The organism is Brevundimonas sp. NIBR11, assembly GCF_027912535.1.
Lineage (GTDB): Bacteria > Pseudomonadota > Alphaproteobacteria > Caulobacterales > Caulobacteraceae > Brevundimonas.
Map to the genome: position 1 here is coordinate 2,752,006 of NZ_CP115465.1, position 26,700 is coordinate 2,778,705.

At 68.2% G+C, this 26,700-nt stretch carries 25 protein-coding genes and 1 tRNA gene; 8 read left to right on the forward strand and 18 right to left on the reverse strand.

All coding sequences use genetic code 11. The annotated features are described in order from the left end of the window. Positions 1–28 precede the first annotated feature (28 nt). Both O5O43_RS13810 and mmcB read left to right on the forward strand, forming a co-directional pair. The gene (locus tag O5O43_RS13810) at positions 29–553 is read left to right on the forward strand and encodes a lipocalin family protein (RefSeq protein WP_271084474.1); all 525 of its coding nucleotides are present in this window, start codon (positions 29–31) and stop codon (positions 551–553) included. Between the two features lie 87 nt (positions 554–640). After that, a complete protein-coding gene (mmcB, locus tag O5O43_RS13815) occupies positions 641–1,090 on the forward strand; it encodes a DNA repair putative endonuclease MmcB (RefSeq protein WP_271084475.1) in 450 nt (149 codons plus the stop codon). Here the strand turns inward: mmcB and O5O43_RS13820 are convergent. The 3 genes from O5O43_RS13820 to O5O43_RS13830 form a co-directional block, all read right to left on the reverse strand. After that, positions 1,087–1,812 (reverse strand): SprT family zinc-dependent metalloprotease, encoded by a 726-nt coding sequence (locus tag O5O43_RS13820; protein ID WP_271084476.1) that lies wholly within the window; start codon positions 1,810–1,812, stop codon positions 1,087–1,089. The genes mmcB and O5O43_RS13820 overlap by 4 nt on opposite strands. After that, entirely contained in the window at positions 1,766–3,046 is a 1,281-nt protein-coding gene (gene phaZ / locus O5O43_RS13825) for a polyhydroxyalkanoate depolymerase (RefSeq protein WP_271084477.1), read from the reverse strand. The genes O5O43_RS13820 and phaZ overlap by 47 nt, the downstream gene beginning before the upstream one ends. Positions 3,047–3,155: 109 nt before the next feature. Continuing rightward, complete coding sequence (locus O5O43_RS13830; RefSeq protein ID WP_271084478.1) at positions 3,156–3,779, reverse strand: SCO family protein; 624 nt, start codon at positions 3,777–3,779, stop codon at positions 3,156–3,158. A 110-nt stretch (positions 3,780–3,889) separates the two neighbouring features. Here O5O43_RS13830 and O5O43_RS13835 point away from each other — a divergent pair, with 110 nt between their 5' ends. Both O5O43_RS13835 and O5O43_RS13840 read left to right on the forward strand, forming a co-directional pair. Then, positions 3,890–5,356: an ActS/PrrB/RegB family redox-sensitive histidine kinase gene (locus O5O43_RS13835; RefSeq protein WP_271084479.1), complete on the forward strand. Its 1,467-nt coding sequence runs from the start codon at positions 3,890–3,892 to the stop codon at positions 5,354–5,356. Between the two features lie 86 nt (positions 5,357–5,442). Beyond that, positions 5,443–6,015, forward strand: coding sequence for an ActR/PrrA/RegA family redox response regulator transcription factor (locus O5O43_RS13840; RefSeq protein ID WP_271084480.1), 573 nt, complete (start codon positions 5,443–5,445; stop codon positions 6,013–6,015). A gap of 29 nt (positions 6,016–6,044) precedes the next feature. Here O5O43_RS13840 and O5O43_RS13845 read toward each other — a convergent pair whose 3' ends face one another. The 3 genes from O5O43_RS13845 to O5O43_RS13855 all read right to left on the reverse strand — a co-directional run bounded on the left by O5O43_RS13845 (position 6,045) and on the right by O5O43_RS13855 (position 9,871). After that, positions 6,045–8,144: a PBP1A family penicillin-binding protein gene (locus O5O43_RS13845; RefSeq protein ID WP_271084481.1), complete on the reverse strand. Its 2,100-nt coding sequence runs from the start codon at positions 8,142–8,144 to the stop codon at positions 6,045–6,047. A gap of 135 nt (positions 8,145–8,279) precedes the next feature. Further along, positions 8,280–8,903, reverse strand: coding sequence for a class I SAM-dependent methyltransferase (locus O5O43_RS13850; RefSeq protein ID WP_271084482.1), 624 nt, complete (start codon positions 8,901–8,903; stop codon positions 8,280–8,282). Then, on the reverse strand, positions 8,900–9,871 hold the full coding sequence (locus O5O43_RS13855; RefSeq protein ID WP_271084483.1) for an alpha/beta hydrolase: 972 nt from the start codon (positions 9,869–9,871) through the stop codon (positions 8,900–8,902). The genes O5O43_RS13850 and O5O43_RS13855 overlap by 4 nt, the downstream gene beginning before the upstream one ends. Before the next feature lie 149 nt (positions 9,872–10,020). Here O5O43_RS13855 and O5O43_RS13860 point away from each other — a divergent pair, with 149 nt between their 5' ends. Then, on the forward strand, positions 10,021–11,148 hold the full coding sequence (locus O5O43_RS13860; protein ID WP_271086441.1) for an aromatic ring-hydroxylating dioxygenase subunit alpha: 1,128 nt from the start codon (positions 10,021–10,023) through the stop codon (positions 11,146–11,148). Between the two features lie 16 nt (positions 11,149–11,164). Here O5O43_RS13860 and O5O43_RS13865 read toward each other — a convergent pair whose 3' ends face one another. Both O5O43_RS13865 and O5O43_RS13870 read right to left on the reverse strand, forming a co-directional pair. Next, complete coding sequence (locus O5O43_RS13865) at positions 11,165–11,812, reverse strand: TetR/AcrR family transcriptional regulator (protein ID WP_271084484.1); 648 nt, start codon at positions 11,810–11,812, stop codon at positions 11,165–11,167. Between the two features lie 187 nt (positions 11,813–11,999). After that, positions 12,000–13,829 (reverse strand): cation:proton antiporter, encoded by a 1,830-nt coding sequence (locus O5O43_RS13870; protein ID WP_271084485.1) that lies wholly within the window; start codon positions 13,827–13,829, stop codon positions 12,000–12,002. 162 nt (positions 13,830–13,991) lie between these two features. On the opposite strand from O5O43_RS13870, the gene O5O43_RS13875 reads away from it, so the two are divergent. Continuing rightward, positions 13,992–16,112 carry a M13-type metalloendopeptidase gene (locus tag O5O43_RS13875; protein WP_271084486.1) on the forward strand — a complete coding sequence of 707 codons (2,121 nt, stop codon included), beginning with the start codon at positions 13,992–13,994 and terminating at the stop codon, positions 16,110–16,112. 969 nt (positions 16,113–17,081) lie between these two features. Here O5O43_RS13875 and hisS read toward each other — a convergent pair. The 5 genes from hisS to O5O43_RS13900 form a co-directional block, all read right to left on the reverse strand. Then, on the reverse strand, positions 17,082–18,587 hold the full coding sequence (gene hisS / locus O5O43_RS13880) for a histidine--tRNA ligase (protein ID WP_271084487.1): 1,506 nt from the start codon (positions 18,585–18,587) through the stop codon (positions 17,082–17,084). Positions 18,588–18,688: 101 nt separating this feature from the next. Continuing rightward, on the reverse strand, positions 18,689–19,939 hold the full coding sequence (locus O5O43_RS13885; RefSeq protein ID WP_271084488.1) for a DUF418 domain-containing protein: 1,251 nt from the start codon (positions 19,937–19,939) through the stop codon (positions 18,689–18,691). Positions 19,940–20,023: 84 nt separating this feature from the next. After that, positions 20,024–20,581, reverse strand: coding sequence for a phthalate transporter (locus tag O5O43_RS13890; RefSeq protein ID WP_271084489.1), 558 nt, complete (start codon positions 20,579–20,581; stop codon positions 20,024–20,026). After that, the gene (locus O5O43_RS13895; protein ID WP_271084490.1) at positions 20,581–21,462 is read right to left on the reverse strand and encodes a 3-hydroxybutyryl-CoA dehydrogenase; all 882 of its coding nucleotides are present in this window, start codon (positions 21,460–21,462) and stop codon (positions 20,581–20,583) included. The genes O5O43_RS13890 and O5O43_RS13895 overlap by 1 nt, the downstream gene beginning before the upstream one ends. 112 nt (positions 21,463–21,574) lie before the next feature. Further along, positions 21,575–21,880 (reverse strand): YggT family protein, encoded by a 306-nt coding sequence (locus O5O43_RS13900; RefSeq protein WP_271084491.1) that lies wholly within the window; start codon positions 21,878–21,880, stop codon positions 21,575–21,577. Between the two features lie 144 nt (positions 21,881–22,024). Here O5O43_RS13900 and O5O43_RS13905 point away from each other — a divergent pair. Both O5O43_RS13905 and O5O43_RS13910 read left to right on the forward strand, forming a co-directional pair. Beyond that, positions 22,025–22,100, forward strand: a tRNA-Ala gene (locus O5O43_RS13905). Positions 22,101–22,123: 23 nt separating this feature from the next. Beyond that, entirely contained in the window at positions 22,124–23,104 is a 981-nt protein-coding gene (locus O5O43_RS13910; protein ID WP_271084492.1) for a rhodanese-related sulfurtransferase, read from the forward strand. A gap of 33 nt (positions 23,105–23,137) precedes the next feature. On the opposite strand, the gene O5O43_RS13915 is transcribed toward O5O43_RS13910, so the two are convergent. The 5 genes from O5O43_RS13915 to O5O43_RS13935 all read right to left on the reverse strand — a co-directional run bounded on the left by O5O43_RS13915 (position 23,138) and on the right by O5O43_RS13935 (position 26,674). After that, positions 23,138–23,425, reverse strand: coding sequence for an HPr family phosphocarrier protein (locus O5O43_RS13915; protein WP_271084493.1), 288 nt, complete (start codon positions 23,423–23,425; stop codon positions 23,138–23,140). A 2-nt stretch (positions 23,426–23,427) separates the two neighbouring features. Continuing rightward, complete coding sequence (locus tag O5O43_RS13920; protein WP_271084494.1) at positions 23,428–23,832, reverse strand: PTS sugar transporter subunit IIA; 405 nt, start codon at positions 23,830–23,832, stop codon at positions 23,428–23,430. Between the two features lie 109 nt (positions 23,833–23,941). Further along, complete coding sequence (locus O5O43_RS13925; protein ID WP_271084495.1) at positions 23,942–24,364, reverse strand: serine kinase; 423 nt, start codon at positions 24,362–24,364, stop codon at positions 23,942–23,944. A 5-nt stretch (positions 24,365–24,369) separates the two neighbouring features. Next, on the reverse strand, positions 24,370–26,001 hold the full coding sequence (locus O5O43_RS13930; RefSeq protein ID WP_271084496.1) for an ATP-binding protein: 1,632 nt from the start codon (positions 25,999–26,001) through the stop codon (positions 24,370–24,372). After that, positions 25,970–26,674: a response regulator transcription factor gene (locus O5O43_RS13935; protein ID WP_271084497.1), complete on the reverse strand. Its 705-nt coding sequence runs from the start codon at positions 26,672–26,674 to the stop codon at positions 25,970–25,972. Before O5O43_RS13935 ends, O5O43_RS13930 begins: the two co-directional genes overlap by 32 nt. Positions 26,675–26,700: the final 26 nt, after the last annotated feature.

Consider the following 26,700-nt stretch of genomic DNA (forward strand, 5'->3'; position numbering starts at 1 on the left):
CTCCCGGTCCAACGGAGATCGCAGACCCATGATCCGGCACAGCCTCACCGCCGTCGCTTCGCTGGCCGTTCTGGCCTCGGCGGCGCCGGCCTTAGCCCAGTCGACCGATGTGGATCTGGGCCAGTTCGACGGCCGCTGGTTCGAGATCGCGCGCAATCCGAACAACATGCAGCGCGACTGCAGCCGGGCGCAGATCGACTTCAACCCGGCCGCCAACGGCCGCTACTCCATCCTCGTCACATGCACGCGCAGACCGAGCGGCAATGTCGAGACCCTGCGGGCCAACGCCACAGTCACGGACACCACGACCAACGCCAAATTCCGCTTCAGCCTCGCCGGCCTCCTCAGCTTCGGCGGGCTCGCGTCCCAGCAGTATTGGGTCTGGGACCATGCGCCCGACTACAGCTGGGCCATCATGGGCCTGCCCAACAAGTCGAACTGGTGGATCTGGCATCGCAGCCAGAGCCCCTCGGCGGCGGTGCGGGCCTCGACACTGGCGCGGGCCAGGGCGCTGGGATTCAATATTGCAAACCCGGTGCAGACGGGACTTTGATCTTGGCGGCTATCGCTGGCGACGCGATCGCTCACGACTTGAGCCGCCTGGGTTGAAACGAGAACGCAACCGGAACATAACTCGGGAATGCCCGCCGCCGCCGCCGTTCATCTCGAACTCGTTTTCAGCCGTCCGGAGACGACGCTCGGCGTCACGCGCGGAGCGGCGCGGCTGCTGGCCGACATGGGCTATGCGCCGCTCTTGGAGGTCTGTCTGCCCAACGGACGGCGGGCCGACGTCATGGCCTTGGGGCGCAAGGGCGACATCATTATCGTCGAGGTGAAGTCGGGCATCGAGGACTATCGCGTCGATCGGAAGTGGCCGGAGTACGCGCCCTTCTGCGACGCCTTCTTCTTCGCAGTGGCGCCGGAGTTCCCCGAAGGCGTGCTGCCGGACGAGCCAGGGTTGATCGTCGCCGATCCGTTCGGCGGGGCGGTGGTCCGGGACGCGCCGGTCGCGACGCTGGCCCCTGCAAGGCGCAAGGCCCTGACGATCGCCTTCGGACGGCTCGCGGCGATGCGGACCCTGCGGGACTAGCGACCCACCGCGTGCAGCATGGCGCCGTGGTCGCGCAGCCAGGCGCGCAAGGGGCGATGGTCGCCGACCAGCCGTTTCACCACGGACCAGTAAGCCGGGCTGTGGTCGGCATGGACCAGATGGGCGACCTCGTGAGCGGCGAGGTAGTCGAGCACCTCAGGCGGGGCCATGATCACTCGCCAGGAGTAGCGGATCGACCGCTTATGCGGGCTGCACGAACCCCAGCGCGACCCGGCGTCGTTGATGCTGAGCGTGACAGGCCGCTGACCGAGGGCGCGAAGATGGACGTCCGTGCGGGCCGCAAGCGCCTCGCGCGCCACCCGCTTCAGAAGGTTGATCACGCGCCGGGCGAAGGCCTCGCCCTCGCCGCCCGAGACAATGCGCAGACCGTCCTCATCCTCGACCAGACGGGCCGCTCCGGCGCCGCCGGTGGCTTCAAGCCGGATGGTCCCGCCGCAGAAAGGGATGACCGCGCCGGGCTCGAGCGCCGTGCCTTCGGTGCGGGCGGCCAGTCGCTCGGCGATCCAGTCCGACCTCGACCGCGCGAAGGCGACCGCATCAGCCAGACGTTTCTCCGACGGAGCGATGGCGACGGCCTCGCCCTTCCGGGTGTCGATCCGGATCGAGACGCGACGGGCGCGCGGATTGACGCTGAGACGGAGCGCGTGGCCGCCCTCAAGCGGCAGCCGCTGACCCGTCTGATACTGCGCAGAGCTTTTCATTCGCCGCGATGAAGTCCCGGGTGCGGGGGTAGATGTCCTCGCGGAACCGCCGCCCATTGAAGACGCCGTAGTGGCCGACGTCCGGCTGGACGTAAAGCACCCGTCGGTCGTCCGGGATGTTGGTGCAGATCGTATGCGCCGCCTGGGTCTGGCCGACGCCCGAGATGTCGTCCTTCTCGCCCTCGACGGTCATCAGGCCGATGTCGGTGATCTTGGTCAGATCGACCCGCTCGCCGTGGTGCTCCAGAAGGCCGCGCGGCAGGAGATGAGACTGGAAGACGATGTCGATGGTCTGGAGATAGAACTCTTCGGTCAGGTCCAGCACCGACAGATATTCGTCGTAGAATTCCTCGTGCTTCTCCACCCCGTCTCCGTCGCCCGCGACCAGGTCGCGGAAATATTCCCAGTGGGCGTCGGTGTGGCGCTGCTCGTTCATCGACATGAAGCTGTAGAGCTGCACGAAGCCCGGATAGACGTTCCGACCAAAGCCCGGATAGGGCCAGGGCACGGTGTGGATCATGTTCGACTTGAACCAGGTGAAGGGTTTCTCCTCCGCCAGCTGGTTGGTCACCGTGGGCGACAGGCGCGCGTCGATGGGCGAGCCCATGAAAGTCATGGAGGCCGGGCGGTTCGGATCGTTCTCGGCCGCCATCACGGCGGCGGCGGCCAGGACCGGCGGGCCGGGCTGACAGACGCCGACGACGTGGGCGCGCGGGCCGATCTGGGCCAGCATGGTGCGGACGTGGTCGATGTAGTCGTGGAAATCGAACCGACCTTCCAGCATCGGCACCTGACGGGCGTTGACCCAGTCGGTGACATAGACGTCGTGGTCCTGAAGGAAGGTCTCGACCGTGCCGCGCAGCAGGGTGGCGTAGTGGCCGCTGAGCGGCGCGACGATGAGGACGCTGGGCGCCGCGACGGGCTTCTTGGCGCGCTTGAGGTCGCCGACGTTGCGGGCGAACCGCACCATCTTCACCCATGGGCTTTCCCAGACGACCTGTTCGATCGTGCGCACCGGCTGGCCGTTGATGGTGATCGTCTCGAGCCCCCAGGCCGGCTTGCCGTAGCGACGCGTGACGCTCTCGAACAGCTCGGCGGAGGCATAGGCCGTGCGTCCGATCGCCGTTTCCGACGCCGGGTTGAGCGGAGAGGTCCAGAATCTGCGGGCGAACTGCGCCCCGATCCGGAAAGGCTGCGCCGACTGGTAGGCGAGCTCGTGAAGTGCGTAGAGCATGGAATCCTGTGATCGGCCCCACCGAGAAGCCAGGAGGGGGCCATAGAACGCCGCAGAAGGCAAAACGATTATCGGTGATAACTGAAAACGGTTACCGACCCGTGCCCGTTCAGCCGCGCGCCATCACCCGCTTGATCAGCTGAGCCGAGCGTTCCGGCCCCAGATCGTGGCCCAATGCCGAGCGGAACCGGCCGTCCGGCCCCATCAGATAGACGGTCAGGGAGTGGTTCATCGTGTAGTCTTCACCGTCGCCGACCTTCTGGAAATAGGCGCGGTAGACCTTGGCGGCGTCGGCGACCTGTTGCGGCGTGCCGGTCAGTCCGATGACGCCCGGCGGGAAGCCTTCCGACGACAGATAGTCCTTCAGCGCCTGCGGCGTGTCGCGCTCGGGGTCGATGGAGACGAAGAGGATCTGGAGATTGTCGGCGTCGGGTCCCAGCAGGCGGCGCGTCGCTTCCAGAGAGGTCAGGGTCGTCGGGCAATAGTCGGGGCAGTAGGTGAAGCCGAAGAAGACCAGGCTCCATTTGCCGTCGAGGATTGTCTGGTCGACCGGCCGCCCGTCCTGATCGACCAGCTGGAACGGCCCGCCGACAGCCGGCTGATCGGTCAGGGTTCCTTCGGCGACCGCGTCGGCCCGCTCCCGTCCCTTGACCACCACGACCGTCACCGTGGCCAGGGCTGCGGCGATGGCGATGCAGGCGCCGGCGAACAGGAGGATGGAACGGCGTGGCATGGTGTCTCTCCGGGCCGACAGCGGCGCCGGAGCTTGATCTCCGATCAAGCTCCGTTCTTTGCTTGGAAAGCCTGATCGAAGATCAGGCTCGGGCGGTCTATAGACAAGCCGTGAGCCAGAGCGAAGTCCTACACCGCCCGTCCGACGCCGTGTCGCAGTTCCCGCCCCCGGCGCCGAGCTGGTCCAACCTGCCGCGCCGCAGCCGGGGCCTGTCGCTGCGCACCCTGATCATCATCCGCTGGCTGGCCATCGTAGGTCAGACGGGGACGCTGATCCTGCTGGACACCCTGTTCCACTTCCCCCTTCCGCGCTGGCAATGCCTGCTGGTCATCCTGGCCAGCGTCATCGTCAACCTGTTGGCCATGGGGCGGCTGCAGCGCGTCGACAGCAGGCTGCCGGACGGACGACAGACGGGCATTCATCTGGGCTTCGACATCCTGCAGCTGTCGGCTCTCCTGGCCTTCACCGGCGGGCTGGAGAACCCGTTCTGCCTTCTGCTCGTCGCGCCGGTGACGGTAGCGGCTGCGTCCCTGCCGGGGCGTCAGGCCTTGGTGCTGGGGCTGATGGTGCTGGCCTCGACGACGGCGCTTTTTTACTGGTCCATGCCCCTGCCGTGGCAGCACGGAGCCGATATCGACCTGCCCGTGCTCTACAAGTTCGGCGTCGGCCTGGCGCTGATCACGGGGGTGATCTTCACCGCCGCCTACACGTGGCGGGTGGCGGCGGACGCCGAGAAGCTGGAACTGGCGCTTGCCACGACCCAGGACGTGCTTCAGCGCGAGCAGAGACTGGCGGCCTTGGGCGGTCTGGCGGCGGCGGCGGCGCACGAGTTGGGCACGCCGCTCGCGACCATTCAGGTGGTGGCCAAGGAACTGCTGCGCGCCTCGCCCGCAGACGGGCCGATCGCCGAAGATGCGCGGCTGGTCCTGCAACAGGCCGAGCGGTGCCGCGAAATCCTCAAACGCCTGTCTCAGCGGCCCGAGGACGGCGACGAACTCTACACGGCCGTGGGTCTGAAGGCCCTGTTGAACGAGGTGGTCGATCCGCATCTCGGCTTCGATCTCGACATCGAGGTGTCGGTGAACACGCCGCAGGGCATGGCCGAGCCGCGCGTCAAACGGCTGGCGGAGGTCGTTCACGGACTTTCGGCCCTGGTCGAGAACGCGGCCGATTTCGCCGCGGCCTCGGTGCGGGTGCGGGCGACGGCCGACGCCGACTGGATCACGGTCGACGTGCTGGACGACGGGCCGGGCTTCGCCCCCGAGATCCTCCCGCGTCTGGGCGAGCCCTATGTCACCTCCCGCCCGCTCGGAAAGTCGCGTCAGGCCCTCTCGACCCAGATCGCCGCCGCGGCCGCCGCCGCCGCTCCGGGCCGGCGCGTCAAGGGGACCCCCGACCCGGAGCCCGAGATTCCCAGCCAGGGCGGCATGGGGCTGGGCTTCTTCATCGCTCGAACGCTGCTGGAGCGGACCGGCGGCAAGGTGATCGTCGGGCACGGCGAGGGCGGTCCGGGCGCGAACCGGGGCGCGCGCGTCACGGTCCGCTGGGCGCGTCAGGCGCTGGAGATGGCGAACTGACGGGACGAGTGGAGCCTGCGCCCCATCGCCGCACCGCTTGACCCGCACGCGCCACGAGCCGACTTGGAGGACAGGAGACCCTCGCCATGACGACCGCCGCCGCTCCCGCCAACCTGGAAGATCGTATCGCCGCGCTTCCGGACCGCTCCCTGTTCCTGCTCGACGACGACCAGGCGCTGAGGACCCGGATGGGTCGAGCGCTGGAGGCGCGCGGATTTCAGGTGACCACGGCCGGATCGGTCGGAGAGGCGACCGAGCTTCTGCGCACCCATCAGCCGGCCTTCGCTGTCCTGGACATGCGTCTGGAGGACGGCAACGGCCTTAAGGTGGTCGAGGCCATCCGCGAACGCCGCGACGACGCGCGGATCGTCATGCTGACCGGCTATGGCGCCATCGCCACGGCCGTCGCGGCGGTCAAGGCCGGGGCCGTCGACTATCTGTCCAAGCCCGCCGACGCCGACGATGTGGTCAAGGCCTTGCTGGCGACCGGCGATGCGCCGGAGCCGCCCGAGAATCCGATGAGCGCCGACCGGGTTCGCTGGGAGCATATCCAGCGCGTCTACGAGCTTTGCGACCACAATGTCTCGGAGACCGCGCGTCGTCTGGGCATGCACCGGCGCACTCTGCAGCGCATCCTGGCGAAACGCGCGCCGCGCTGATCATCCTCCTCCCGCAAGGGGAGAAGTTGTCAAAAGAACAGCGGGTTGCCTTCCTTTTCCGGAGGCGCGGTCGGCTCAGGGCGCTGATCCGGCGGATCGTCGCGACGCGGTCGCTCGGTCGGAATAGCGTCACGGCGCGGCTGATCGGCAGGCGCGTTCGGCTGGTAGGGTTCGCCCTGGTCCGGATCCACGCCGTCCGGCAGGACGGTGGAATCGCCGTAGGGGTCCTCGACGACGCCGATCAGGTCGCCGATCGGGTCGGGCGCGATCCAGCCGTCGGGCATCGGCGGGCCGTTGGGGATCGGCTGGACGTTCAAACGCGGCAGGGCCGCCTCCATGAAGCCCTTCCAGATGGCGGCCGGAGCCGCGCCGCCGGTGACGCCGCGCATGGCGGTGTTGTCGTCCTTGCCGACCCAGACGGCGGTGACGAAGCCGCCGGTGTAGCCGACGAACCAGGCGTCCTTGTAGTCCGAGGTCGTCCCCGTCTTGCCGGCGATGTCGCGGCCCGGGATGGCGGCGGCGCGCGCCGTGCCCGAGGTCACCACGCCGCGCAGCATCTGGTTCATGTAGTAGAGCGACGGGTTGTTGATCGCCTGCCCTGAGGCGACGTCGCGGGCGCCGCGCTGATAGATGACGCGCCCCTGGGGCGTGCGGATGCGGCTGATTCCATAGGCCTCGACCCGGCGACCGCCGTTGGCGAAGGCGTCGTAGGCTGTGGCCATGTCGATGGGTGAGACCTCGACGGCGCCGAGCGCCATGGCGGGCTCCAGACCGATGCGCGACGAGATGCCGAGGCGGCGGGCGGCGCGGGCCACACTGTCGCGACCGACCTGATCGGCGACATAGGCGGCGACCGTATTGGTCGACTGCGCGACGGCCTGGGCCAGGGTCATGTTGCCGGAGAAGGTCCCGGAGTAATTGCGCGGGCTCCAGTTGCCGATACGGACCGGCTCGTCGACGACCGGGGTCTCGGGCGTGTAGCCGGCCTCCATGGCGGCCAGATAGACGAAGGGCTTGAAGGCCGACCCGGCCTGACGGCGAGCGTCAACGGCGCGGTTGAACTGGCTGTCGGCATAGGAGGCGCCGCCGATCATGGCGCGCACCCGGCCGTCGCCGTCGAGAGCCACCAGTGCGGCCTGTTCGACCCCGCGACCGGCGTCGCGGTCCAGGATGCGGCGGACGTTGCGTTCGGCTGCGGTCTGCAGGGTGAGGTCGAGGGTGGTCTCGACGATCATGTCCTCGGTCGGCTCGCCGACGAGGCCGCGGATCTCCTTGTCGAGCCAGTCGATGAAATACTGGGCGTGCTGGGTGGCCAGGGTGCGCGACACGCGGACCGGCTCCAGCACGGCGGCGGCCCGCTGCTCCGGGGTGATGACGCCAGACTGCTCCATCTCGTTCAGGACGACGGTGGCGCGAACGCCGGCGCGCTTGCTTTCCGACACCGGCGAATAGCGCGACGGAGCCTTCAGCAGGCCGGCCAGAAGCGCGGCCTCGCCGACCGTCAGGTCCTTGGCGGACTTGTCGAAATAGCGCTGCGAAGCCGCCTCGATGCCATAGGCGCCGGCGCCGAAATAGACCCGGTTCAGATAGAGGGCGAGGATTTCCTTCTTGGAGAACTTCATCTCCAGCCAGACTGCAAGCATCAGCTCCTGCACCTTGCGGCGCATGTTCTGGTCGGGCGTCAGGAACAGGTTCTTGGCCAGCTGCTGGGTCAGGGTCGATCCGCCCTGGACGATCCGTCCGGCCCGCATGTTCGAGACCATGGCCCGGGTCATGCCGATCGGATCGAAGCCCGGGTGCCAGTAGAAGCGCTGGTCCTCGATCGCGATGAAGGCGGCGGGGACGTAGTCCGGCAAGGCTTCCAGGTCGGCGGGCGGGGCCTGCTGCGCGCCGCGCGTGGCGATCAGAACGCCGTTGCGGTCCAGATAGGTGATCGAAGGCTGGCGATTGACGTCATAGAGGGCCGAGGTGTCCGGCAGGCCGCGCGCGAACACGGCGAAGAAGACCACGAGGAAGATCAGGCCCCAGACGGCCAGGACAGACCCCCAGTAGAGGACCTGCTGCAGACGCGTGCGCGGCGCCCTGGCCGCGCCATCGCCACTTCTGTTTCCGAAACCCGGACCGGCCATCGACATCCTCAAGAGCCCCGGCCGTGATAGCCGTTCCCCGCTGCTACCTAAAACGCCGTTGTAGTGAACGGCGGATGAAGAGTTCACGTCAGCGTGATGGGCCTTTCAGCCGAAACGATGGCGCTGGCGTTAATGCTAGTCCATGCGATGGGCGAGCCAGACCGAGCCATTGTCGGCCCAGAGACCGGTTTCAGCGGCAAACCCGCGAGAGGTGAGCAGGGTCTGGTAATCCTCGGGACCGAGACTGCCGTGATAGAGCGGGTCGCCGCGCCAGGATCCGACCACGAACTCCTCACGGGGACCGGACGAGAACATGACCGAGGCGCGGGGCGCGGCATGGGCCAGAAGGCGCGGCAGGGCGAGACGCTGATCGGCCGGGCTGAGATGGAACAGGCTGTGCCAGGCGAGGACGCCGGCGAAGGTCTGGCCCAGGTCCAGGGTGCGCATGTCGGCCTGGACGAAGCGGCCCTCGGGCAGATCGGCGGCGGCGTGGGCGATCAGATTGGCCGAGGAATCGACACCGGTGACGCGGAAGCCTCGCTCGATCAGAGCCGCCGCCATGGGGCGCCCCGAGCCGCAGCCGACATCGAGCACAGCGTCGCCGGGTTGCAGACCGGCGGTAAGCCGGTCGAGCCACCTCCGGTCCGCCTCGGTCAGGTCCCGGCCGCGATCGGCGACCCAGTCCGCCGCCCGCCGGTCGTAGAGATCGACGATGTCGGCGGCGGCTTTGGAGTCTTCCGGGCTTTCCGGTCGGCTCATTCGGCCAGGAGGGCGTCGAGGTCGGCGTAGAACTCGGCCGGCTGGTCCAGCATGATGAAGTGGGCGCTGTCGTCGATCCGCTTCAACTCCACGCCCGGCAGATTGGCGTAGGAGGCGCGATAGATGCCGTCGGTCATCTGCGGCGTCATGCCGGGAAACTCGAACGCGACGTAGACGACCTCGGTCGGGACTGAAATGCGGCCCAGTTCGGGACGAAGGTCCGTGAGAAGCAGTTCCTCATACGCGTTCTGGGACACGGTGCGGTCGCTGGTCGCGGTTTCCTGCAACGGCCCGACGCGTTCGGCTTCCGTCTTGATCATGCTGGAGACGGTCGCGGCGGCGCGGGCGCGATAGTCGGCATCGCTGGCCGCACGGGATTGGGTCATCAGGCCCTGCACCATCGGGCGTACGCTCTCGACCGTCGGGTTCACGCCGGGCTGGGCGAACATGGATCCCATGAACGGGATCATGTCCACGACCATCAGTTTGCCGACGGCGTCGGGGTGGCGGGCCGCCAGCATCATGCCGATCGTGCCGCCCATCGAGTGCCCGACCACGACGGGCTTATCGAGGTTGTTCTCGGCGATGTAGCGGGCGATCTCCTCGGCGACCGGGGCGGCGACGGGGCCTTCCGCATTGCCCTCGACCGGCGCGCCGGCGAAGCCCTGGATGTGGATGCGATGGACGCGCCAGCCGGCGCCCAGATGGTCGACCGTGCCCTGCCAGACCTCCGGCGAGGACGAGAGGCCGGGGATCAGAATGATGTCGCGCACGCCCGGCCCGGCCTCGCCGTCCACGCGGACGTGCATGCGGGTCGAGGCGAAATCGGCGTGGTGGTGGCCGTGGTCGGCGTGCTGGGCATGGCCGTCCTGACGCATGGGGTCCGCCGCGGCTGCGTCGCCGACGCCGGCGAAATTGGCCAGAAGGCCGAGGGCGGCGACAAGGCCGGTGAGAATCTGGCTGTCCATGCTGCGTTGTCCTGACTGCGGTCGAACGATGCGCCGACCTCTCTGTCCCTAGTCGTCACAGCTTGGGTGATCGGATGCAGGACGCAAGCGTGTCGATGCGAATTTCATCGAACCATGACGAATGGAGCGACAGCCTCTATCATCGGCCCATGAGCCCAGCCGACAGCCCAGCCCCAATTCTCGACACCAAGGCTCCGGAAGCGAAAGCCCCGCCCGCCGCCTTCGGCAAGGGGTTCGTGCTGGACACCTGGTATTTCGCCGCCCTGTCGCGCGACGTCGCGGAGGCCTCGCTGAAGCGCTACGAACTGCTGGGCGAGCCGGTCCTGATCGGTCGGCGGCGCGACGGTCAGGCCTATGCGATGCGCGACATCTGTCCCCACCGGGCCGCGCCGCTGTCGGCCGGACGTCTGGTGCAGAAGCCGGGCGAGCCCGAAACGGTCGAATGCCCCTATCACGGCTGGCGCTTCCGCACCGACGGGGCTTGCGCCGCCATTCCCTCGCTGGTCGACGATCAGGCCTTCGAGCCCGAGCGGATCCGCGTGCGTTCCTATCCGGTGGTCGAGAGCCAGGGGATGGTCTTCGTCTTCGTCCGCTCAGACCCGCGCTCGGACGTCGAGCCCGACCATCCGCCCCCAACCTTCCCCGGCGTGGTCGGCGGGGACGCGAAACTGGTCGAGTGGATGGATTTCGACAGCCATATCGACCACGCGGTGGTCGGGCTCATGGATCCGGCCCACGGCCCCTATGTCCACCAGCAATGGTGGTGGCGCTCCGAACATTCGATGCACGAGAAGTCCAAGGCCTTCGAGCCGCGAGAGCTGGGCTTCGCCATGGTGCGGCATGCGCCCTCATCGAACTCGCGCGCCTACAAGATCCTGGGCGGCGCCCCCGCGACGGAGATCACCTTCCGCCTGCCTGGCTATCGCTGGGAGCATATCCAGGTGGGGGATAAACAGGTTCTGGCCCTGACCTGCCTGACGCCGATCACCGAGACGAAAACGCGGATCACCCAGATCTTCTGGTCCGACCACTGGGTGTTCGGGATCGCCAAACCCTTCCTGCAGATGGGGGTGGTCGCCTTCCTGAAGCAGGACGGCGGGATGGTGAACCTGCAGAACGAAGGCCTGCGCTACGATCCGGCCCTGATCTGGATCGATGACGCCGACAAGCAGGCGAAATGGTACCAGCAGCTGAAGCGCGAATGGCAGAAAAGCCGCGCTGAGGGGCGCGGCTTCTCCAATCCGGTCAGGCCGGCGGTCCTGAAGTGGAAGAGCTAGCGCTCCTCCGCTGAACTCATTGGGTGCTGACGCCGGCCAGCAGGGCATCGACCTGGCGGCCGATGTGGTCGGCCAGCTGGTCCACGGTCCAGCCGTCGTAGGCGGCGCGGCGGTAGTTCGACAGGTAGGCGTCCCATGTCAGCTCGGTCAGCAGGGCCACATCGGCGTCCTGCTTGATCTCACCAGCGCCGATGCCGGCGCGCAGGATGTCGGAGATGACGTCGGTCAGGCCTTGGGTGGCGGCGCGCTGGCGCGTCTCGGCGGCGACGGGCTGGAACCACGAGCGGGCGACGATGGCCTGGAACAGCGGCAGCTGGTCGATCGAGCCATGGTAGCCGGCGGTCAGGGCGTTGACGAGGCGGTCACGCGTCGAACCGTCGCCGGCGCCGTTCAGCATGACCTCGGCCAGACCGGCCATGTCCTCGGTCAGGACGGCTTCGAACAGCTCGGCCTTGTCCTGGAAGTTGGCGAAGACGGCGCCGGTGGACATGCCCGCGCTCTTGGCGATGTCGCGGATGGTGGCGGGCTCGTAGCCGCGCTCGGCGAAGAGGCTGCGAGCGGCGTCCAGAACCTTCTGGCGCGTGCGGACCTTGGCGGCCTGACGGCGGTTCAGGCGGGGTTGCGTATCGGTGGAGGGGGTGGCGGTCGACGCGGACTCACGCATGAACACGAATACTCTGTAGCTGACGCTTCGCGGCGGGGGGGGGCCGCGAAACAGATGGACAGAAGGGGCTTCAGGTTGGGTCGACCGCGCCGAAATCGGACGCGAACGAGCGACCCGTGGAACGCCGGGCCCCGGGGGAGGCGCGCTTTCATCACGGAACGATGACCAAATTGGGTCCCGGTTCTGGTTAAGGTTTCAGGCTGGCCCTGAGGGCGCGGGTCTTGCGATTTCGCCGGTCTTCCGGGATCGCCGCCTGGAAGACCGCCCGGAACTGATCGCGCCGCTCGTGGATCGAGGCCAGGACCAGACCCATGGGCACGCCCAGATCGACCAGGGTGTTCTCAGCCAGCTGCAGGCTGGCCTCGGTCGTCTCGGGCACGGCGTCGGTGACGCCCAGACCATAGAGACGGGCCGCATGGCGGTCGTCGCGCGCTCGAGCGATGACGATCAGGTCGTCGCGCAGCCCCCGGGCGGCGATGACGACATCGTCGACCTTGCCCGGCGCGTCCATGGTGACGACCAGGGCCCGGATGGTTCCGACGCCGCACAGGGCCAGCATCTCGGGCCGGGCGGCGTCGCCGTAGGAGACGTCGTAGCCGTCGCGACGACCGGCGGCGACGGTGGCGGGGTCGGCGTCCACGGCGAGGAAGGTCTGGCCGTGTTCCTTCAGCATCTCGGCGACCAGACGACCGACGCGGCCGAAGCCCACGATCAGGACGGCGGCGTCCTTCGCGTCCGGCCCGGCCCCCGGGACGAGGGTGGAGACGGGCGCGGCGGCGGAGGTGCTGGCCAGTCGCTGGCCCAGCATGGCGACGAGCGGGACGGCGAACATCGAGATCGTAGCGGCGACCAGCACCGCCTGGGTGAAGGCCGGGGTCGCGGCGCCCGAGACCAGGCTGGTGTTGACGATGACGAAGGCGAACTCGCCGGCCGGGCCGAGCACCAGGGCGGTCTCGATGGCGGCGCGGGCCGAGAGCCCCCAGGCCTTGGCCAGACCGAAGATCAGGACCGCCTTGATGGCGATGACGCCGAGCGCCAGGCCGAAGACCAGCACGGGCTCGGCCGCGACCACGTCGAGGTCCAGACCGATGCCGACGCCGACGAAGAAGACGCCCAGCAACAGGCCCTTGAAGGGTTCGATGTTGATCTCGATCTCGCGGCGGTACTCGGTCTCGGCCAGCAGGACGCCGGCGATCAGGGCGCCGAGGCTCATGGACAGGCCGGCGGCCTGGGCCGCCACGCCGGCGCCGACGACGATGAGCAGGCACAGGGCCACGAACAGCTCCTGACTGCCGCCATGGGACTTGGTCCGGGTCTTGGCGACCGAGCGGAACAGGGGCCGCAAACCCAGGCGGCCGACCAGCACGATCAGGGCGATGCCTACGGCGGCGGGCACGAGCGTCAAAAGCGCCGGCCCCAGAACCGAGGGCGACAGGTCGCCGCCGCCCGCCGTCAGGGTCGTCAGGACGGTGACGGTGATCAGGATCGGCGCAACGGCCAGATCCTGCGCCAGAAGGGCGCCGAAGGTGGCGCGGCCGACATTGCCCCGCATCCGGCCGCGCTCGGCCATGACGGGCAGGACGACCGCCGTGGACGACAGGGCCAGGCCCATGCCGAGGACGGCGGCGCCGGCGAAAGGCTGGCCCAGCAGGAGGAAGGCGCCGGCAAGCACGGCGGAACAGACGACGACCTGCATCATGCCGAAGCCGAAGACGAGGCGTCGCATGGCCTTCAGCCGTTCCCAGGACAGCTCCAGCCCGATCATGAAGAGGAGGAAGGCGACGCCGAGCTCCGACAACTGGGCCAACTGGGCCGCGTCGTCGATGGTCAGCCAGGACAGCCAGGGGATGACATCGGCGAACCGGCCGAGACCATCGGGCCCGAGCAGCACCCCGGCCGCGAGAAAGCCCAGCACGGGGCTGATCTTCCAGCGATTGAACAGGGGCACGACCACCCCCGCCGCCGCCAGGAAGACGACCAGATCCTTGTAGTCGCCGCCCCCGTGTCCGCCCGCCATTCGCTCTCCTTGCCGATTGATCGTCACCTTAACCACGCCGCTTGGCGAACGCCGACCTCGTTTCATGAACTTTTTTTAAGGCGACACCCGGCGGGTCGAGCGTAGGGTCCGGGCCGAACCCGCGACCATGCGCGGCGACGTCCGAATTTCAGGAAATCTCCCATGAAGTCTTTGCTTATCGGTGCGGCGCTCGGCGCCCTCCTGCTGCCTGCCGCCGCCTCTGCTCAGGACCATGACCACGGCTGCATCGACGAGGCCTGCACGATCCAGTCCATCTTCCAGGACGGCGACGCGCCCTTTACCGGCTATCGGGGTGTCGAGACGCCCCACTACGGAACCTGGGGCTTCGACGTTTCGGGCATGGACCGGTCGGTCCTGCCGGGCGACAATTTCAACCGCTTCGCCAACGGCGCGGCGCTGGATCGCACGGTGATCCCGGCGGATCGCTCCAGCTACGGCATTTCCTTCGGCCTGCTGCGCGAGTTGTCTGACAATCGGGTCAAGGCGATGATCGACGCCCTGGTGGCCCGCACCGACCTGCAGGCCGGCACCGACGAGCAGAAGATCGCCGACGCCTACCGCTCCTACATGGACGTCGCCCGGATCGAGGCGCTCGACGCCCAGCCGCTGCAACCCTACCTCACCGCCATCCGCGCCGCCGACAGCCATGAGGCCATGGCCGCCTATATGGGCCAGACCATCGGCGGTCTGGGCGGCTCCTTCTTCGGCACCGGGATCACGACCGACCAGAAGGACCCGAACCGCTACGTCGTCTCGACCAGCCAGTCGGGCCTGGGCCTGCCCAACCGCGACTACTATCTGTCGCCGCTCTTCGCCGAGAAGAAGGTCAAGTATCAGGCCTATGTCGCCCGGATGCTGGAGATGATCGGCTGGGACAATCCCGCGGCCGCGGCCGCCGCCATCGTCGAGATGGAGACCAAGATCGCCGAGGCCCACTGGACCCCGGCCGAGAGCCGCGACCGCGATCGGACCTACAATGAGTACACGATCCAGCGCCTGGTCGCCGACGCGCCCGGCTTCGACTGGGCCGGCTATTTCGGCGCCGCGCGTCTGGGCGACATCCCCCGCCTGATCGTGCGCCAGAACACCGCCCTGCCGAAGATCGCGGCCATCTACGCCGAGACCCCGGTCTCGACCCTGCAGGCCTGGCAGGCGTTCCAGACCGTGGACCGCGCCGCGCCGCGCCTGTCGCAGCGGTTCTCGGACGCCCAGTGGGAGTTCCGCTCCAAGGAGCTCTCGGGCGCCCTGGAACAGCGCAGCCGCGACAAGCGGGGCATCAGCTTCGCCGATGGGGCGCTGGGCGAGGCCGTCGGCCGCCAGTATGTCGCCGAATACTTCCCGGCCGAATCGAAGGCCAAGATGGAAGAGCTGGTCGCCAACCTGCGTGTGGCGCTCAGCCACCGGATCGACAACCTCAGCTGGATGAGCGCCGAGACCAAGGCCGCGGCCCACGCCAAGCTGGACAAGTTCACCGTCAAGATCGCCTACCCCGACCGCTGGCGCGACTATTCGGACCTGGATATCCGCGCCGACGACCTGTTCGGCAACGGCGAACGGGCGTCGAAATTCCGCTGGGAATACGACCTGGCCCGCCTGAACGAGCCAGTCGACAAGACCGAGTGGGGCATGACGCCCCAGACGGTGAACGCCTATTACAACTCGACCAACAACGAGATCGTCTTCCCGGCCGCGATCCTGCAGCCGCCCTTCTTCGATCCGGACGCGGACCCGGCCGTCAACTACGGCGGCATCGGCGGCGTCATCGGCCACGAGATCGGCCACGGCTTCGACGATCAGGGCAGGAAGTCGGACGGCGACGGCGTGCTGCGCGACTGGTGGACCCCGGCAGATGCGACCGCCTTCAACGCCCTGACCACCCGCCTGGGCGCCCAGTACAGCGCCTATGAGCCGATCGAGGGCCACTTCGTGAACGGCGGCCTGACCATGGGCGAGAACATCGGCGACGCGTCCGGCGTGGCCGTGGGTCTGGAGGCCTATCATCTGTCGCTGAACGGCGCCGAGGCCCCGGTCATCGACGGCTTCACCGGGGACCAGCGCTTCTTCCTCGGCTGGGCCCAGGTCTGGCAGGCGAAGTACCGCGACGACGCCCTGAAGAACCAGATCGCGACCGACCCGCACTCACCGTCCGAGTTCCGCGTCATCGGCCCGCTGCGCAACGTCGACGCCTGGTACGCGGCCTTCGATGTCCAGCCGGGCACGCGGTACTACCTGACGCCGGAAGAGCGGGTCCGCATCTGGTAGGCCTTCAGTGATCTCCCTCCCCCTCGGGGGAGGGGGGTCGCGCAGCGACCGGGTGGGGACGGCCGGGCGACGTGGCGACGAGCTGTGGGGATTGGGGTCTGTGGGGCCTTGCCTTGCCGCCCCCACCCGACCTCGCCTTCGGCTTGGCCACCCTCCCCCAAGTGGGAGGGAGAAGATTAGACACGCCTCATCGCTCCTCCGCTGCGAACGGGTTGGGGAAGTCGACGGAGCCTGGGCGGTCGCCCGGAACCGAGGTGGCCCCCTGCTTTCGCGTTACGGGGACCGATGAAATGTTTTCGGCTCGCGCCGAGGCTCCGTCCCCGACCGGGTCCGCGAGCGTCGCCCAGCGGGTGTACGGACACCCCGGGAGGGGTCTGCATCATCGTCGCAACGATGATTGACCACAGGTCCCGGGTCCTTTGGACCCTCAGGCGATAGGCCCGCGACGGGCGGCGGGCTCAGGCCCGCCGGGCTCCGAGGTTTCACGCCCCTCGAACATTCGCTTCGGGAGCCAAATCGTTGGCTCCCTCCACGACTACCCGCTACGATCGGCCCCGCCGCACGTCCGGGTCCTGGGCCCAGGACGCCTTCCCCAACGACGGGATGCGAGCAGTGTAACGGAGGAATCCGCGGCGCCTGCGATAAAGACCTTAATCAGAGCCGGGCGTTGAATTCTTTGGGCGAATTCGGGTGTCCGTTGATGGGTGTCACGGTCTGATCCCTCCTGGACAGAGGGTGACGTGTCTGCGTTGGGGTCCAGACGCGAAAAAGCCCGCTGCGGGGGATACATCGCAGCGGGCTTTCACGCTCTCTAAGGAGCGGACGTTTCCTCCCCGAAACGCCTCCGACCAGCGGCTGCGCCTTGTCAGCGCCGCGCCGTTCGAGTGAGGACAAATGACGCTCCCGCCCCGTTCAAGTCAATCAAACCTCAAGCGAAAATGGCCGGTTTCATGACTGAACATCGATAACTCATCCGTGAGCATTCGACATTATCGACGAAGCTTCGATAATGCTGCGAATGGTTTGCACCATGGCTGGGCGGGCCACTGTCTGCTGTCCCGGTCGGGCGGCCTTCCAGGCTTCGTTGTCCGCGACACCGGCGGCGGCGGCGCGCCCGGCGTCCAGATCCTTGACGGTGACCTGACCGGCGGCGATCTCCTCCCCGCCCAGCATGACGACGGCGGGCGCGTTGCGCCGGTCGGCGTATTTCATCTGGGCCTTCATCCCCGCGCGGCCGAGGTAGAGCTCGGCGGCGACGCCGGCGGCGCGCAGTTCCGACACGGCGTCGAGATAATGCTGCATGTCGTCCTGGGAGAAGACGATGACGACCACGGGGCCGCGCGCGACCTCTCCGGCGCGACCGGCGGCGCGCAGGGCCGAGGCCAGACGCGAGACGCCGAAGGAGAAGCCGGTCGCCGGGGTCGGCTGGCCGGTGAATCGGGCGACCAGATCGTCGTAGCGGCCGCCGCCGCCGATGGAACCGAAGCGGACCGGGCGGCCCTTGTCGTCGGTGGTGTCGAGCAGCAGTTCGGCCTCGAACACCGCGCCGGTGTAGTATTCCAGCCCGCGCACGATGGTCGGGTCGAAGCGGACCGTCGTCTGATCGACGCGCATGGCGTTGAGCGCGCTGTCGATGCCGGCCAGTTCCTCCAGCGCGGCTTCACCGGCGGCGCCGAGACCGCCCGAGCGGGCGATGGCGTCGAGGGTGTCGGCGCGCGTGCCCTCCGAGGCCGAACCGAGGAAGGCCTCGATGGTGGCGGCGACGCCGAGCGGCAAGTCGGCGCCCTTGGTGTAGTCGCCGCTGTCGTCGAGACGGCCCGCGCCGAGGAGCTGGGCGACACCCTCCCAGCCGAGGCGGTCGAACTTGTCGATGGCGCGAAGGGCGGTCAGGCGCTGGGTCGGGTCGGTGATGCCGCCCGCCTCGAACAGGCCGTCGAAGAGCTTACGGTTGGAGACGCGGACCACGGCCTGGCCCTCGGCCAGACCGGCGGCCTGAAGGCCCTCGCAGGCCATGGCGATGATCTCGGCGTCGGCCTCGGGGCGGTCGGAGCCGACCGTGTCGGCGTCGCACTGGACGAACTCGCGGAAGCGGCCCGGGCCGGGCTTCTCGTTGCGCCAGACGGGTCCGAAGGCGTAGCGACGATAGGGTTTGGGCAGGGTCTCCCACGACTGGGCCGCGAACCGGGCGAGCGGGGCGGTGTGGTCGTAGCGCAGGGCCATCCACTGGTCGTCATCGTCCTGGAGCGCGAAGACGCCCTCGTTCGGACGATCGGCGTCGGGCAGGAATTTGCCCAGGGCGTCGGCGTATTCGAAGGCGCCGGTCTCCAGGGCCTCGAAGCCCCAGCGTTCGTAGACCTCCGACACGCGGGCGACGATGCGGCGCTCCTGGGCCACCTCGGGTCCGCGTCGGTCGGCGAATCCCCGGGGCGCGCGAGCTTCGGGGCGGACGGGTTCGGGGGAGGCGTCGTCGGTCATGGCGGGCGTCTTAGAGGGCTTAGGGCTTAGGGCATAGGGCTTAGAGCTTAGAGGAAGCCTGCGCGCGCCGCGGCTAAACCCTAAGCCCTGCTCACCAAGCCCTACTTCCTCAGCGGCACCATCCGGCCGAAGGTCAGGCAACGCCAGACCCACTCGAGCGGGCCCATGGAGAAGACGGACAGCCACAGAGGAGACCAGATCAGCTGCGCGACCCAGATGGCGCCGACGAAGAGCCACAGGCCCGCTTGATCCACCGACCCGAACAGGCGTGGGCCCCAAGGCATGTAGAATATCGACGTCATGATCAGGGTCTGGGTCAGATAGTTGGTGAAGGCCATCCGGCCCACGGGCGCCAGAACCCCTGTGATCGCCCGCAGCCCAAACCGGGTCATCAGGATCAGCATCGCGGCATAGCCGAGCGTGATCAGGATGGCGAAGGAGGCGGCGACACCGGCAAGCCCCCGGGTCGGATCCGCGCCCGGACCGGCCTGGATGTCGCGCCACTCGAGCCAGCCCAGAGCGGCCAGGTTCGCCGCGCCGATCGCCAGGGTCAGCAGATAGACCCAGGTCGGCGAGCGGCCGGTCAGGAACCCGGTCTTGTAGAGGCCCAGACCGACCATCATCAGTCCCACGGTGCCCCAGACCAGAAGGAGGAGACTGGCGCCCTGCAGGACCAGCCAGTTCATCGCATTGGCGGCCAGGGCGCCGGGCAGGCCGGACCGGTAGGCGTCGATAGCCTTCTGGATGTCCGCGGCCGTGACCTGGGGCTGCCCGGCCTGCATCTGCGCTGCGGCCTCGGGGGGCAGGTTGGCCATCACGAGACCGAAGGCGGCTTGAGCCAGGCAAAACAGGCCTACGATCAGACCGCCGACCAGAAACAGTCGCCCCGGCCTCCAGGACCGGCACAGCATCATGAAGACGCCGCTCCAGGCGTAGAGCAGAAGAATATCCCCGAACCAGAAGGCAAGGCCGTGGATGAGGCCGAACACCGCCAACCAGAACAGACGGCTGCGCAACAGCCTGCCGCGCGCCAGGTCGCTTCGCTCTCCCCCGACGAGGAAGACCGACACGCCGAACAGCATGGAAAAGAGGGTGCGGAACTTGTCCTGGAAGAAGACCTGAACGACCCAGTGCGCCAGTCTGTTGGCGGGTTCCGCCATCCACGGAAGCTCGAATCCCGCCGACATCTCGAGCTGGATCGGCCAGGCGAAGGCCATGGCGTTCACCGCGAGGATCCCGAGGATCGCCCAGCCCCGCAGCATGTCGAGCTGGAAAATCCGGTCCCTGGGCGCGGTCGGCGCGAGCCTCTCGCCGCTGGACGCCGTCTGGGCGTCGATTGAAGGCATGGCCATGGCGCGTCTCCCCCGAGCAGCGATGCGAGGGACGAAGCTTAGCCGAAAGACGGCCGGGGTAAACCGTTTGAAGGCCGCAGACGCCTAGCGGTTGAGCATGCCCAGCCGGTCCTTCACCTTCTCGGGCGCAGGGATGAAGGCGATGAAGGCGGCGCAGAGCCCGGCCCACAGGGCGTAGGAGACGCCCACCAGAATGGCGACGGGCAGGCCGGCCACGCCATAGATCAGGAGGGTGGTTTCGGTGGCGCCCACGCCCTGGCCGAGATCGCCCGACTGGATCCAGCCCCAGACCATCATGACCAGGGCGAGAACGGTCTGGGCCGCCGCGGCCAGGAGGCCTCCATACAGCATGAAGCGCCAGACGACGCCGAGGCGAGAGGCCGGACGGCCGCGACGGTCCCGCTCGCGCCGGATGGACCACAAGCCGGCGGGCACGGCGATCAGGCCGATGAAGAGGACGGTCAGCCGCCAGTCGAGCTCGCGACCCGGCAGCCAGTTCTGGGGCGGCCAGACCAGCAGCGTCAGGATCAGGGGCGGCCACAGGATGCCGGCGATCGCCGCCACCGGGATCGCCGCGCGGGTGCGACGCCAGATGACCGGCTCCTGGCCCGGAAGATCGGCGGGGGTGTCGAAACGGGCCATCAGCGCGTCGGGACCGGAACGTCGCCGGAATAGTCGTAGAAGCCCCGGCCGGACTTGCGCCCCAGCCAGCCCGCCTCGACGTACTTCACCAGCAGGGGACAGGGGCGGTATTTCGAGTCCGCGAGCCCGTCGTAGAGCACGTTCATGATGGCCAGGACGACGTCCAGACCCATGAAGTCCGCCAGTTCGAGCGGACCCATCGGGTGGTTGGCGCCCAGCTTCAGCGCCTTGTCGATCGAGGCGACGTTCCCGACGCCCTCGTACAGGGTGTAGATCGCCTCGTTGATCATCGGCACCAGGATGCGGTTGACGATGAAGGCGGGGAAGTCCTCGGCGTTGGTCGTGGTCTTGCCCAGGCTCTCGGCGAAGGCGACGGCGGTCTCATAGGTCGAGGCCGAGGTGGCGATGCCGCGGATGATCTCCACCAGTTTCATCACCGGAGCCGGCTTCATGAAGTGAAGGCCGATGAACCGGTCCGGCCGGTCGGTCGACGAGGCCAGGCGGGTGATCGAGATCGAGGAGGTGTTGGACGCCAGAAGGGTGTTCGCGCCCAGATGCGGGACCAGTTCGGCGAAGACGGCCTTTTTGGTGGCTTCGTCCTCGACGGCGGCCTCGATGACCAGATCGGCCTTGGCCGCTTCGGCCAGGGTCTCCACGCCGGAGATTTGCGCCATCGCCGCGTCGGCCTGGGCCTGGGTGACGGCGCCGCGCTCGACCTGACGGGCCATGGAGGCGGCGATGACGCCCAGCGCGATCGGCAGGCGCTCGGAAGCCAGATCGTAGAGCCGCACCGAATAGCCGCCCAGGGCCACGGCGTGGGCGATGCCGACGCCCATCTGGCCGGCGCCGATGATGGCCACTGATTTGATCGTGGAGGTCATGAAGTCGTGGTCGGCAGCGGCGTCTCGCCTGGGCCCGGGCACCTTAAGAGCGTCTGTTCACGGCGCAAGGCTGGAATGTCGCAGTGCGGCGCCCGGGGCACGCTCGGAGCCTTTAGCCGAGCAGGGCGATCAGCGGCCCGGCGGCGGAGTTGTTGAACAGGATTCGTGCGAAATTCAGCAGCAGTAGGACCACGATCGGCGACACGTCGATGCCGCCCAGCGGGGGAATGATGCGGCGGAACGGCTCCAGCAGCGGCCGGGTGACGGCGTCGAGGAAGCCGGCCAGCTGGTTCACGAACCGGTTGCGGTGATTGATGACGTCAAAGGCGAACAGCCAGCTGAGGATGGCGGAGCCGATGATGAACCAGGTCATCAGGCTGATGATGGCATTAACGAGCCAGACGATCGCCACGCCCATGCGTGAACTCCTTCGCGAAATGAATGCCGCTTCTAGCGGGCCGGGGGCGGAAGGCCAAGGATTCGCGAGGCGGCACCCGTGCGGCCCGTTGACACCGCCGCTCTCGCCCGCCTATGTCCGCGCTCGCCTGTGTGACCCGGAAACGGGGCCGTAGCTCAGTTGGTAGAGCGCGTCGTTCGCAATGACGAGGTCAGGGGTTCGACTCCCCTCGGCTCCACCAGGCGTTTGATCTTGACCGTGCAAATGTCTCCGAACAAACCGATGCGTGTCGCGGCCCTGTACCGGTTCGCCCCTGTGGCGGCGCCCGAGGTCCTGCGGGCGGCGCTGGAGGCGCTATGCGGGGAGGATGTGCGCGGCACGCTTCTGGTGGCGCGCGAGGGGGTGAACGGGACCATCGCCGGTCGCCGCCACGCCATCGCGCGCGTCATCGACGGTCTGAGGGCCATCGAAGGCTTCGCCGATACGGAGGTGAAATACGCCGATGCAGACGTCCTGCCCTTTCATCGGCTGAAGGTGCGGGTGAAGCCGGAGATCGTCACCCTGGGCCTGCCGGATCTGGACCCGGCGGTGAACGCCGGGACCTATGTGAGCCCTGAGGCGTGGAACGCCCTGATCGCCGACCCGGACGTGGTCGTGATCGATACGCGCAACGACTATGAGGGCGAGGTTGGGGCTTTCAAAGGCGCGGTCCAGCCGAACACGCGGTCGTTCCGGGACTTTCCGGCGTGGTTCCGGACCGAGGGTCGGACCCTGCTGGATCGGGCGGCCGAGGCGACAGGCAGGGCGCCCAAGGTCGCCATGTACTGCACCGGCGGGATCCGCTGCGAGAAGTCGACGGCGTTCCTGAAGTCCGAGGGGGTTCAGGATCTCTTCCACCTGCAGGGCGGGATCCTGAAATATCTGGAGACGGTCCCGCAGGCCGAGAGCCTGTGGGAGGGCGAATGTTTCGTCTTCGACGAGCGGGTGGCGGTGGGCCATGATCTGTCGGAGGGGACCCACAGCCTGTGCCGGGGGTGCCGCATGCCGGTCAGCCCGGAAGGACGGGCGTCGGCCCACTATGTCGAGGGGGTCTGCTGCGAGCGGTGCCACGACACGCGGACCGAAGAACAGAAGTCAGGCGCGCAGGAACGGGACCGGCAGGTGCGGATCGCGGAGCGGAAGGGAATCGCTCATATCGGAGCCAAGCCGGGCGCCAATGACCAAGGCCTGCCGGGGCTCAAGTAGCCAGGCGCCGCGCGCCGAGCGATAGCCTCAAACTCAAGAGTCCTCGTCGAACTTCCGCGCGACCAGATCGGTCAGGGCGTCGATGGCGTCCTGGGCGTCGGAACCCTCGGCGGAGATGTCGATCGAGCAGCCGTTGCCGGCGCCGAGCATCAGAAGGCCCATGATCGAGCGGGCGTCGACGGTGACGCCGTCGCGGGTGACCTGGATCTCGGCCTCGAAGCTGGAGGCCAGTTTGACGAATTTGGCCGAGGCGCGCGCGTGAAGGCCGCGCGTATTGCAGATGTTCGCGGTCGCCTGGGCGGTCGGCAGGGTCTCGGCCACGGCTACTTCTCGCCCGCCAGGACCCAGGAGGCCACGGAGATGTATTTGCGGCCCGCGTCCTGGGCGTGGGCCACGCAGGTCTCCAGCGTCTCGCGGCCGCGCACGCTCGCCAGCTTTATCAGCATGGGCAGGTTGAGGCCGGCGATGACCTCGGCATGGGTCTGTTCCATGACCGAGATGGCGAGGTTGGAGGGCGTGCCGCCGAACATGTCGGTCAGCAGGATGACGCCGGAGCCGTCGTCCACGGCGGCGGCGGCGTCGACGATGTCGCGACGGCGACGCTCCATGTCGTCCTCGGGCCCTATGCAGATGGCCGCGACCCCGCGCTGGGGCCCGACCACATGCTCCATGGCGGACAGGAATTCGGACGCGAGGCCGCCGTGGGTGACGATGACGAGGCCGATCATGCCGGGCCGAACCTGGAACGCGTTTGCAACGCCGGATATCCCCTATGCCGAGGATCGGAGGCCCCCGCCCCGGTCCAAGCGGGCCTAGATAGGCCAAACCGATCCCGGATTAAAGCCGGTCTATGGCCAGGGTCAGGATCGGACCGGCAGAGGCGGGGCGGATGTCCAGTTTGAGACGCGGCAGGCGGACGCCGTCGATGGTCTCGAAGTCCGGTTCGGGCAGGCGATCGGTCGGGGTCTGGACGCAGTCGACGACCAAAGCGACCCGCACCGAGGGCCGATATCCGCTGGGGATGATATCGAAGGCGCGCGCCTCTATCCGGCCGGCGATGGTCTCCGGCGTCGCGGCCCAGACGGCGCCGTTCGAAGCCCAGACGTGGGCGTAGTCGTCGGCGACCAGCCGCCAGCCCGCGTCGATCAGGCGCAGCGCCATATCGCTCTTGCCCGCGCCCGACGGACCGCACAGCAGGACGCCGCGCCAGCCGGATCGCCCCCATCGAGCGACGACGGTGCAGTGGCGGGGCTGCGGCACGACGCCTACGTCCGGCGTCCGACGGCGGGCAGGGCGACCTCGAACCGGGCGCCCGCGACGGCGCCCGAGGCGGCCAGCCGGTTCGCGGCCGAGACCACGCCGCCGTGGGCCTCCACGATCTGGCGCACGATGGACAGGCCCAGACCCGAGTTGGAGCCGAAGGCCGCCCCGCGCGGCCGCGAGGTGTAGAAGCGCTCGAACACCGTCTCCAGGTTCTCGGGCGGGATGCCGGGCCCGTCGTCCTCGACCACGACGTGGAGCAGGCCCTCCTCATCGCGGTGGACCGAGACGCGGACGCTCGCGCCGGAGGGGCTGAAGGAGCGGGCGTTGTCGATCAGGTTGCGGAACACCTGACCCAGAGGCCCGTCGCGGCCCATGACCCGGGCCGGTCCATCAAGCGCGATCTCCAGCGTCACCGGCGCCTCGCCGGGCTTTCCGGTGGTCTCGTAGATGCCGACGATGTCGGTCAGGAGGGCGGCCATGTCGACCGGGCGCGGCCGGTCGCGGGACAGTTCGGCGTCCAGACGCGAGGCGTTGGAGATGTCGGTGATCAGCCGGTCGAGGCGACGGACGTCCTGTTGCAGGACGGCGGTCAGCCGGTCGCGCTTGTCCTGATCCTTGACCAGATCCAGGGTCTCCAGGGCCGAGCGGATCGAGGTCAGGGGATTCTTGATCTCGTGAGAGACGTCGGCGGCGAACCGCTCGATGGCGTCCATCCGCGTCGACAGGGTGTCGGTCATGGACTCCAGCGACCGGGCGAGGTCTCCGATCTCGTCGCGACGATCCTCCAGGTCCGGCAGGGAGATGGCGCGAGCGCGCTGGAGACGGACCTGATCGGCCGCCGCCGACAGCCGCATCACCGGCCGGGCCACGAAGAGATGCAGCAGAAGGGAGGCCAGCAGATTGACGCCCAGCGCCACCAGGGCGAAGGGGATCAGGGCCCGGCGCTGGGCGTCCAGGATCTGGTCGACGTCGTTGGCCTCCAGCGTCAGCACGCCGAGCACCTGTTGCACATGGCGGATCGGCAGGGAGACGGAGACGACCCGTTCGCCGGTTTCCGAACGTCGCACCGTGGTCTGGGGATCGCCTCCCAGGGCGGCCAGGATTTCGTCGCCGAGCGCGATATTGGCCCGTTCCAGCGTCTCGGCGGTCCTGGCTTCGGACTTGTCGATCGGGGCGGGCGATCCGGCCGGGCGGGCCGGCGGCAGGGGCTGGCCCTCGATGGTGTCGGACACGTCGAAACTGTCGACCAGCAGGACGCCGTCGCGGTCGAAGATGCGGGCCCGCTGACCCTCCGGCACGAAGCGGTCGATCAGGACCTTGGCCGACTGGTCGCGGTTTAGTTCGGGGACCGGCTCGCCGCGCGTGTAGTCCTCGTCCGACAGGACCTTGGCCAGAAGCTCCGCCTGACCCAGCAGGCTCTCCTGACGCGCCTGGACCAGGCCTGTGCGCCATTCGTTGAGCGCCAGGGCGCCGCCGAGCAGGATCAGCAGGCTGATCAGGTTCAGGACCAGGATCAGTCCACCCAGCCGGGACCCGCCGAAACGGGTCAGGCGGCGGCCCAATGCCGCTCCTTGGGTCGGCTCCTCGGACGGCTCCGAAGCCTCAGCTCTCGCGGTATCGATAGCCGACGCCATACAGGGTCTCGATCGCGTCGAACTCGGGATCGACGACCCGGAACTTCTTGCGCATCCGCTTGACGTGGCTGTCGATGGTGCGGTCGTCGACATAGACCTGATCGTCGTAGGCGGCGTCCATCAGGTTGTCGCGGCTCTTGACGAAGCCGGGACGCTGGGCGAGGGCCTGAAGCAGAAGGAACTCCGTGACGGTCAGCTTGACCGCCTTTCCGTCCCAGGTGCTCTCGTGGCGGGCCGGGTCCATGACCAGCTTGCCGCGGCGGATCGCCTTGCCCGACACCTCGGCCGAGGGCTCCGGCTCGCCGCCGTCGCCGCCCGAGCGGCGCAGCAGGGCCTTGACCCGCTCGATCAGCAGACGCTGGGAGAAGGGTTTGTGGATGTAGTCGTCGGCGCCGAGGTTGAAGCCGAGGATTTCGTCGATCTCCTCGTCCTTCGACGTCAGCATGATGACCGGGATCTGCGAGGTCTGGCGCAGGCGACGCAGCACCTCCATCCCGTCCATCCGGGGCATCTTCACGTCCAGGATGGCCAGATCCGGCGGCGAGGCCTCCAGCGCCTCGAGGCCCGTGGCGCCGTCGTGGTACGCGACCACCTTGTGGCCGTGGCTTTCCAGAGCCAGCGACACGGAGGCGACGATGTTCTCGTCGTCGTCCACCAGGGTGATATTGGCCAAATCCGTCTCCTCGTCTGATCCCGACA

Bases quoted from the DNA above. Each gene is read 5' to 3' on its own strand.
- O5O43_RS13820 (WP_271084476.1), bottom strand. From the start codon at position 1,812: ATGAAAAGCTCTGCGCAGTATCAGACGGGTCAGCGGCTGCCGCTTGAG.
- phaZ (WP_271084477.1), bottom strand. From the start codon at position 3,046: ATGCTCTACGCACTTCACGAGCTCGCCTACCAGTCGGCGCAGCCTTTC.
- O5O43_RS13890 (WP_271084489.1), bottom strand. From the start codon at position 20,581: ATGGCCCGTTTCGACACCCCCGCCGATCTTCCGGGCCAGGAGCCGGTC.
- O5O43_RS13810 (WP_271084474.1), top strand. From the start codon at position 29: ATGATCCGGCACAGCCTCACCGCCGTCGCTTCGCTGGCCGTTCTGGCC.
- O5O43_RS13860 (WP_271086441.1), top strand. From the start codon at position 10,021: ATGAGCCCAGCCGACAGCCCAGCCCCAATTCTCGACACCAAGGCTCCG.
- O5O43_RS13920 (WP_271084494.1), bottom strand. From the start codon at position 23,832: ATGATCGGCCTCGTCATCGTCACCCACGGCGGCCTCGCGTCCGAATTC.
- O5O43_RS13900 (WP_271084491.1), bottom strand. From the start codon at position 21,880: ATGGGCGTGGCGATCGTCTGGCTCGTTAATGCCATCATCAGCCTGATG.
- hisS (WP_271084487.1), bottom strand. From the start codon at position 18,587: ATGACCGACGACGCCTCCCCCGAACCCGTCCGCCCCGAAGCTCGCGCG.
- O5O43_RS13830 (WP_271084478.1), bottom strand. From the start codon at position 3,779: ATGCCACGCCGTTCCATCCTCCTGTTCGCCGGCGCCTGCATCGCCATC.
- O5O43_RS13930 (WP_271084496.1), bottom strand. From the start codon at position 26,001: ATGGCGTCGGCTATCGATACCGCGAGAGCTGAGGCTTCGGAGCCGTCC.
- O5O43_RS13895 (WP_271084490.1), bottom strand. From the start codon at position 21,462: ATGACCTCCACGATCAAATCAGTGGCCATCATCGGCGCCGGCCAGATG.
- O5O43_RS13840 (WP_271084480.1), top strand. From the start codon at position 5,443: ATGACGACCGCCGCCGCTCCCGCCAACCTGGAAGATCGTATCGCCGCG.
- O5O43_RS13850 (WP_271084482.1), bottom strand. From the start codon at position 8,903: ATGAGCCGACCGGAAAGCCCGGAAGACTCCAAAGCCGCCGCCGACATC.
- mmcB (WP_271084475.1), top strand. From the start codon at position 641: ATGCCCGCCGCCGCCGCCGTTCATCTCGAACTCGTTTTCAGCCGTCCG.
- O5O43_RS13855 (WP_271084483.1), bottom strand. From the start codon at position 9,871: ATGGACAGCCAGATTCTCACCGGCCTTGTCGCCGCCCTCGGCCTTCTG.
- O5O43_RS13870 (WP_271084485.1), bottom strand. From the start codon at position 13,829: ATGGCGGGCGGACACGGGGGCGGCGACTACAAGGATCTGGTCGTCTTC.
- O5O43_RS13845 (WP_271084481.1), bottom strand. From the start codon at position 8,144: ATGGCCGGTCCGGGTTTCGGAAACAGAAGTGGCGATGGCGCGGCCAGG.
- O5O43_RS13885 (WP_271084488.1), bottom strand. From the start codon at position 19,939: ATGGCCATGCCTTCAATCGACGCCCAGACGGCGTCCAGCGGCGAGAGG.
- O5O43_RS13865 (WP_271084484.1), bottom strand. From the start codon at position 11,812: ATGCGTGAGTCCGCGTCGACCGCCACCCCCTCCACCGATACGCAACCC.
- O5O43_RS13875 (WP_271084486.1), top strand. From the start codon at position 13,992: ATGAAGTCTTTGCTTATCGGTGCGGCGCTCGGCGCCCTCCTGCTGCCT.
- O5O43_RS13910 (WP_271084492.1), top strand. From the start codon at position 22,124: ATGTCTCCGAACAAACCGATGCGTGTCGCGGCCCTGTACCGGTTCGCC.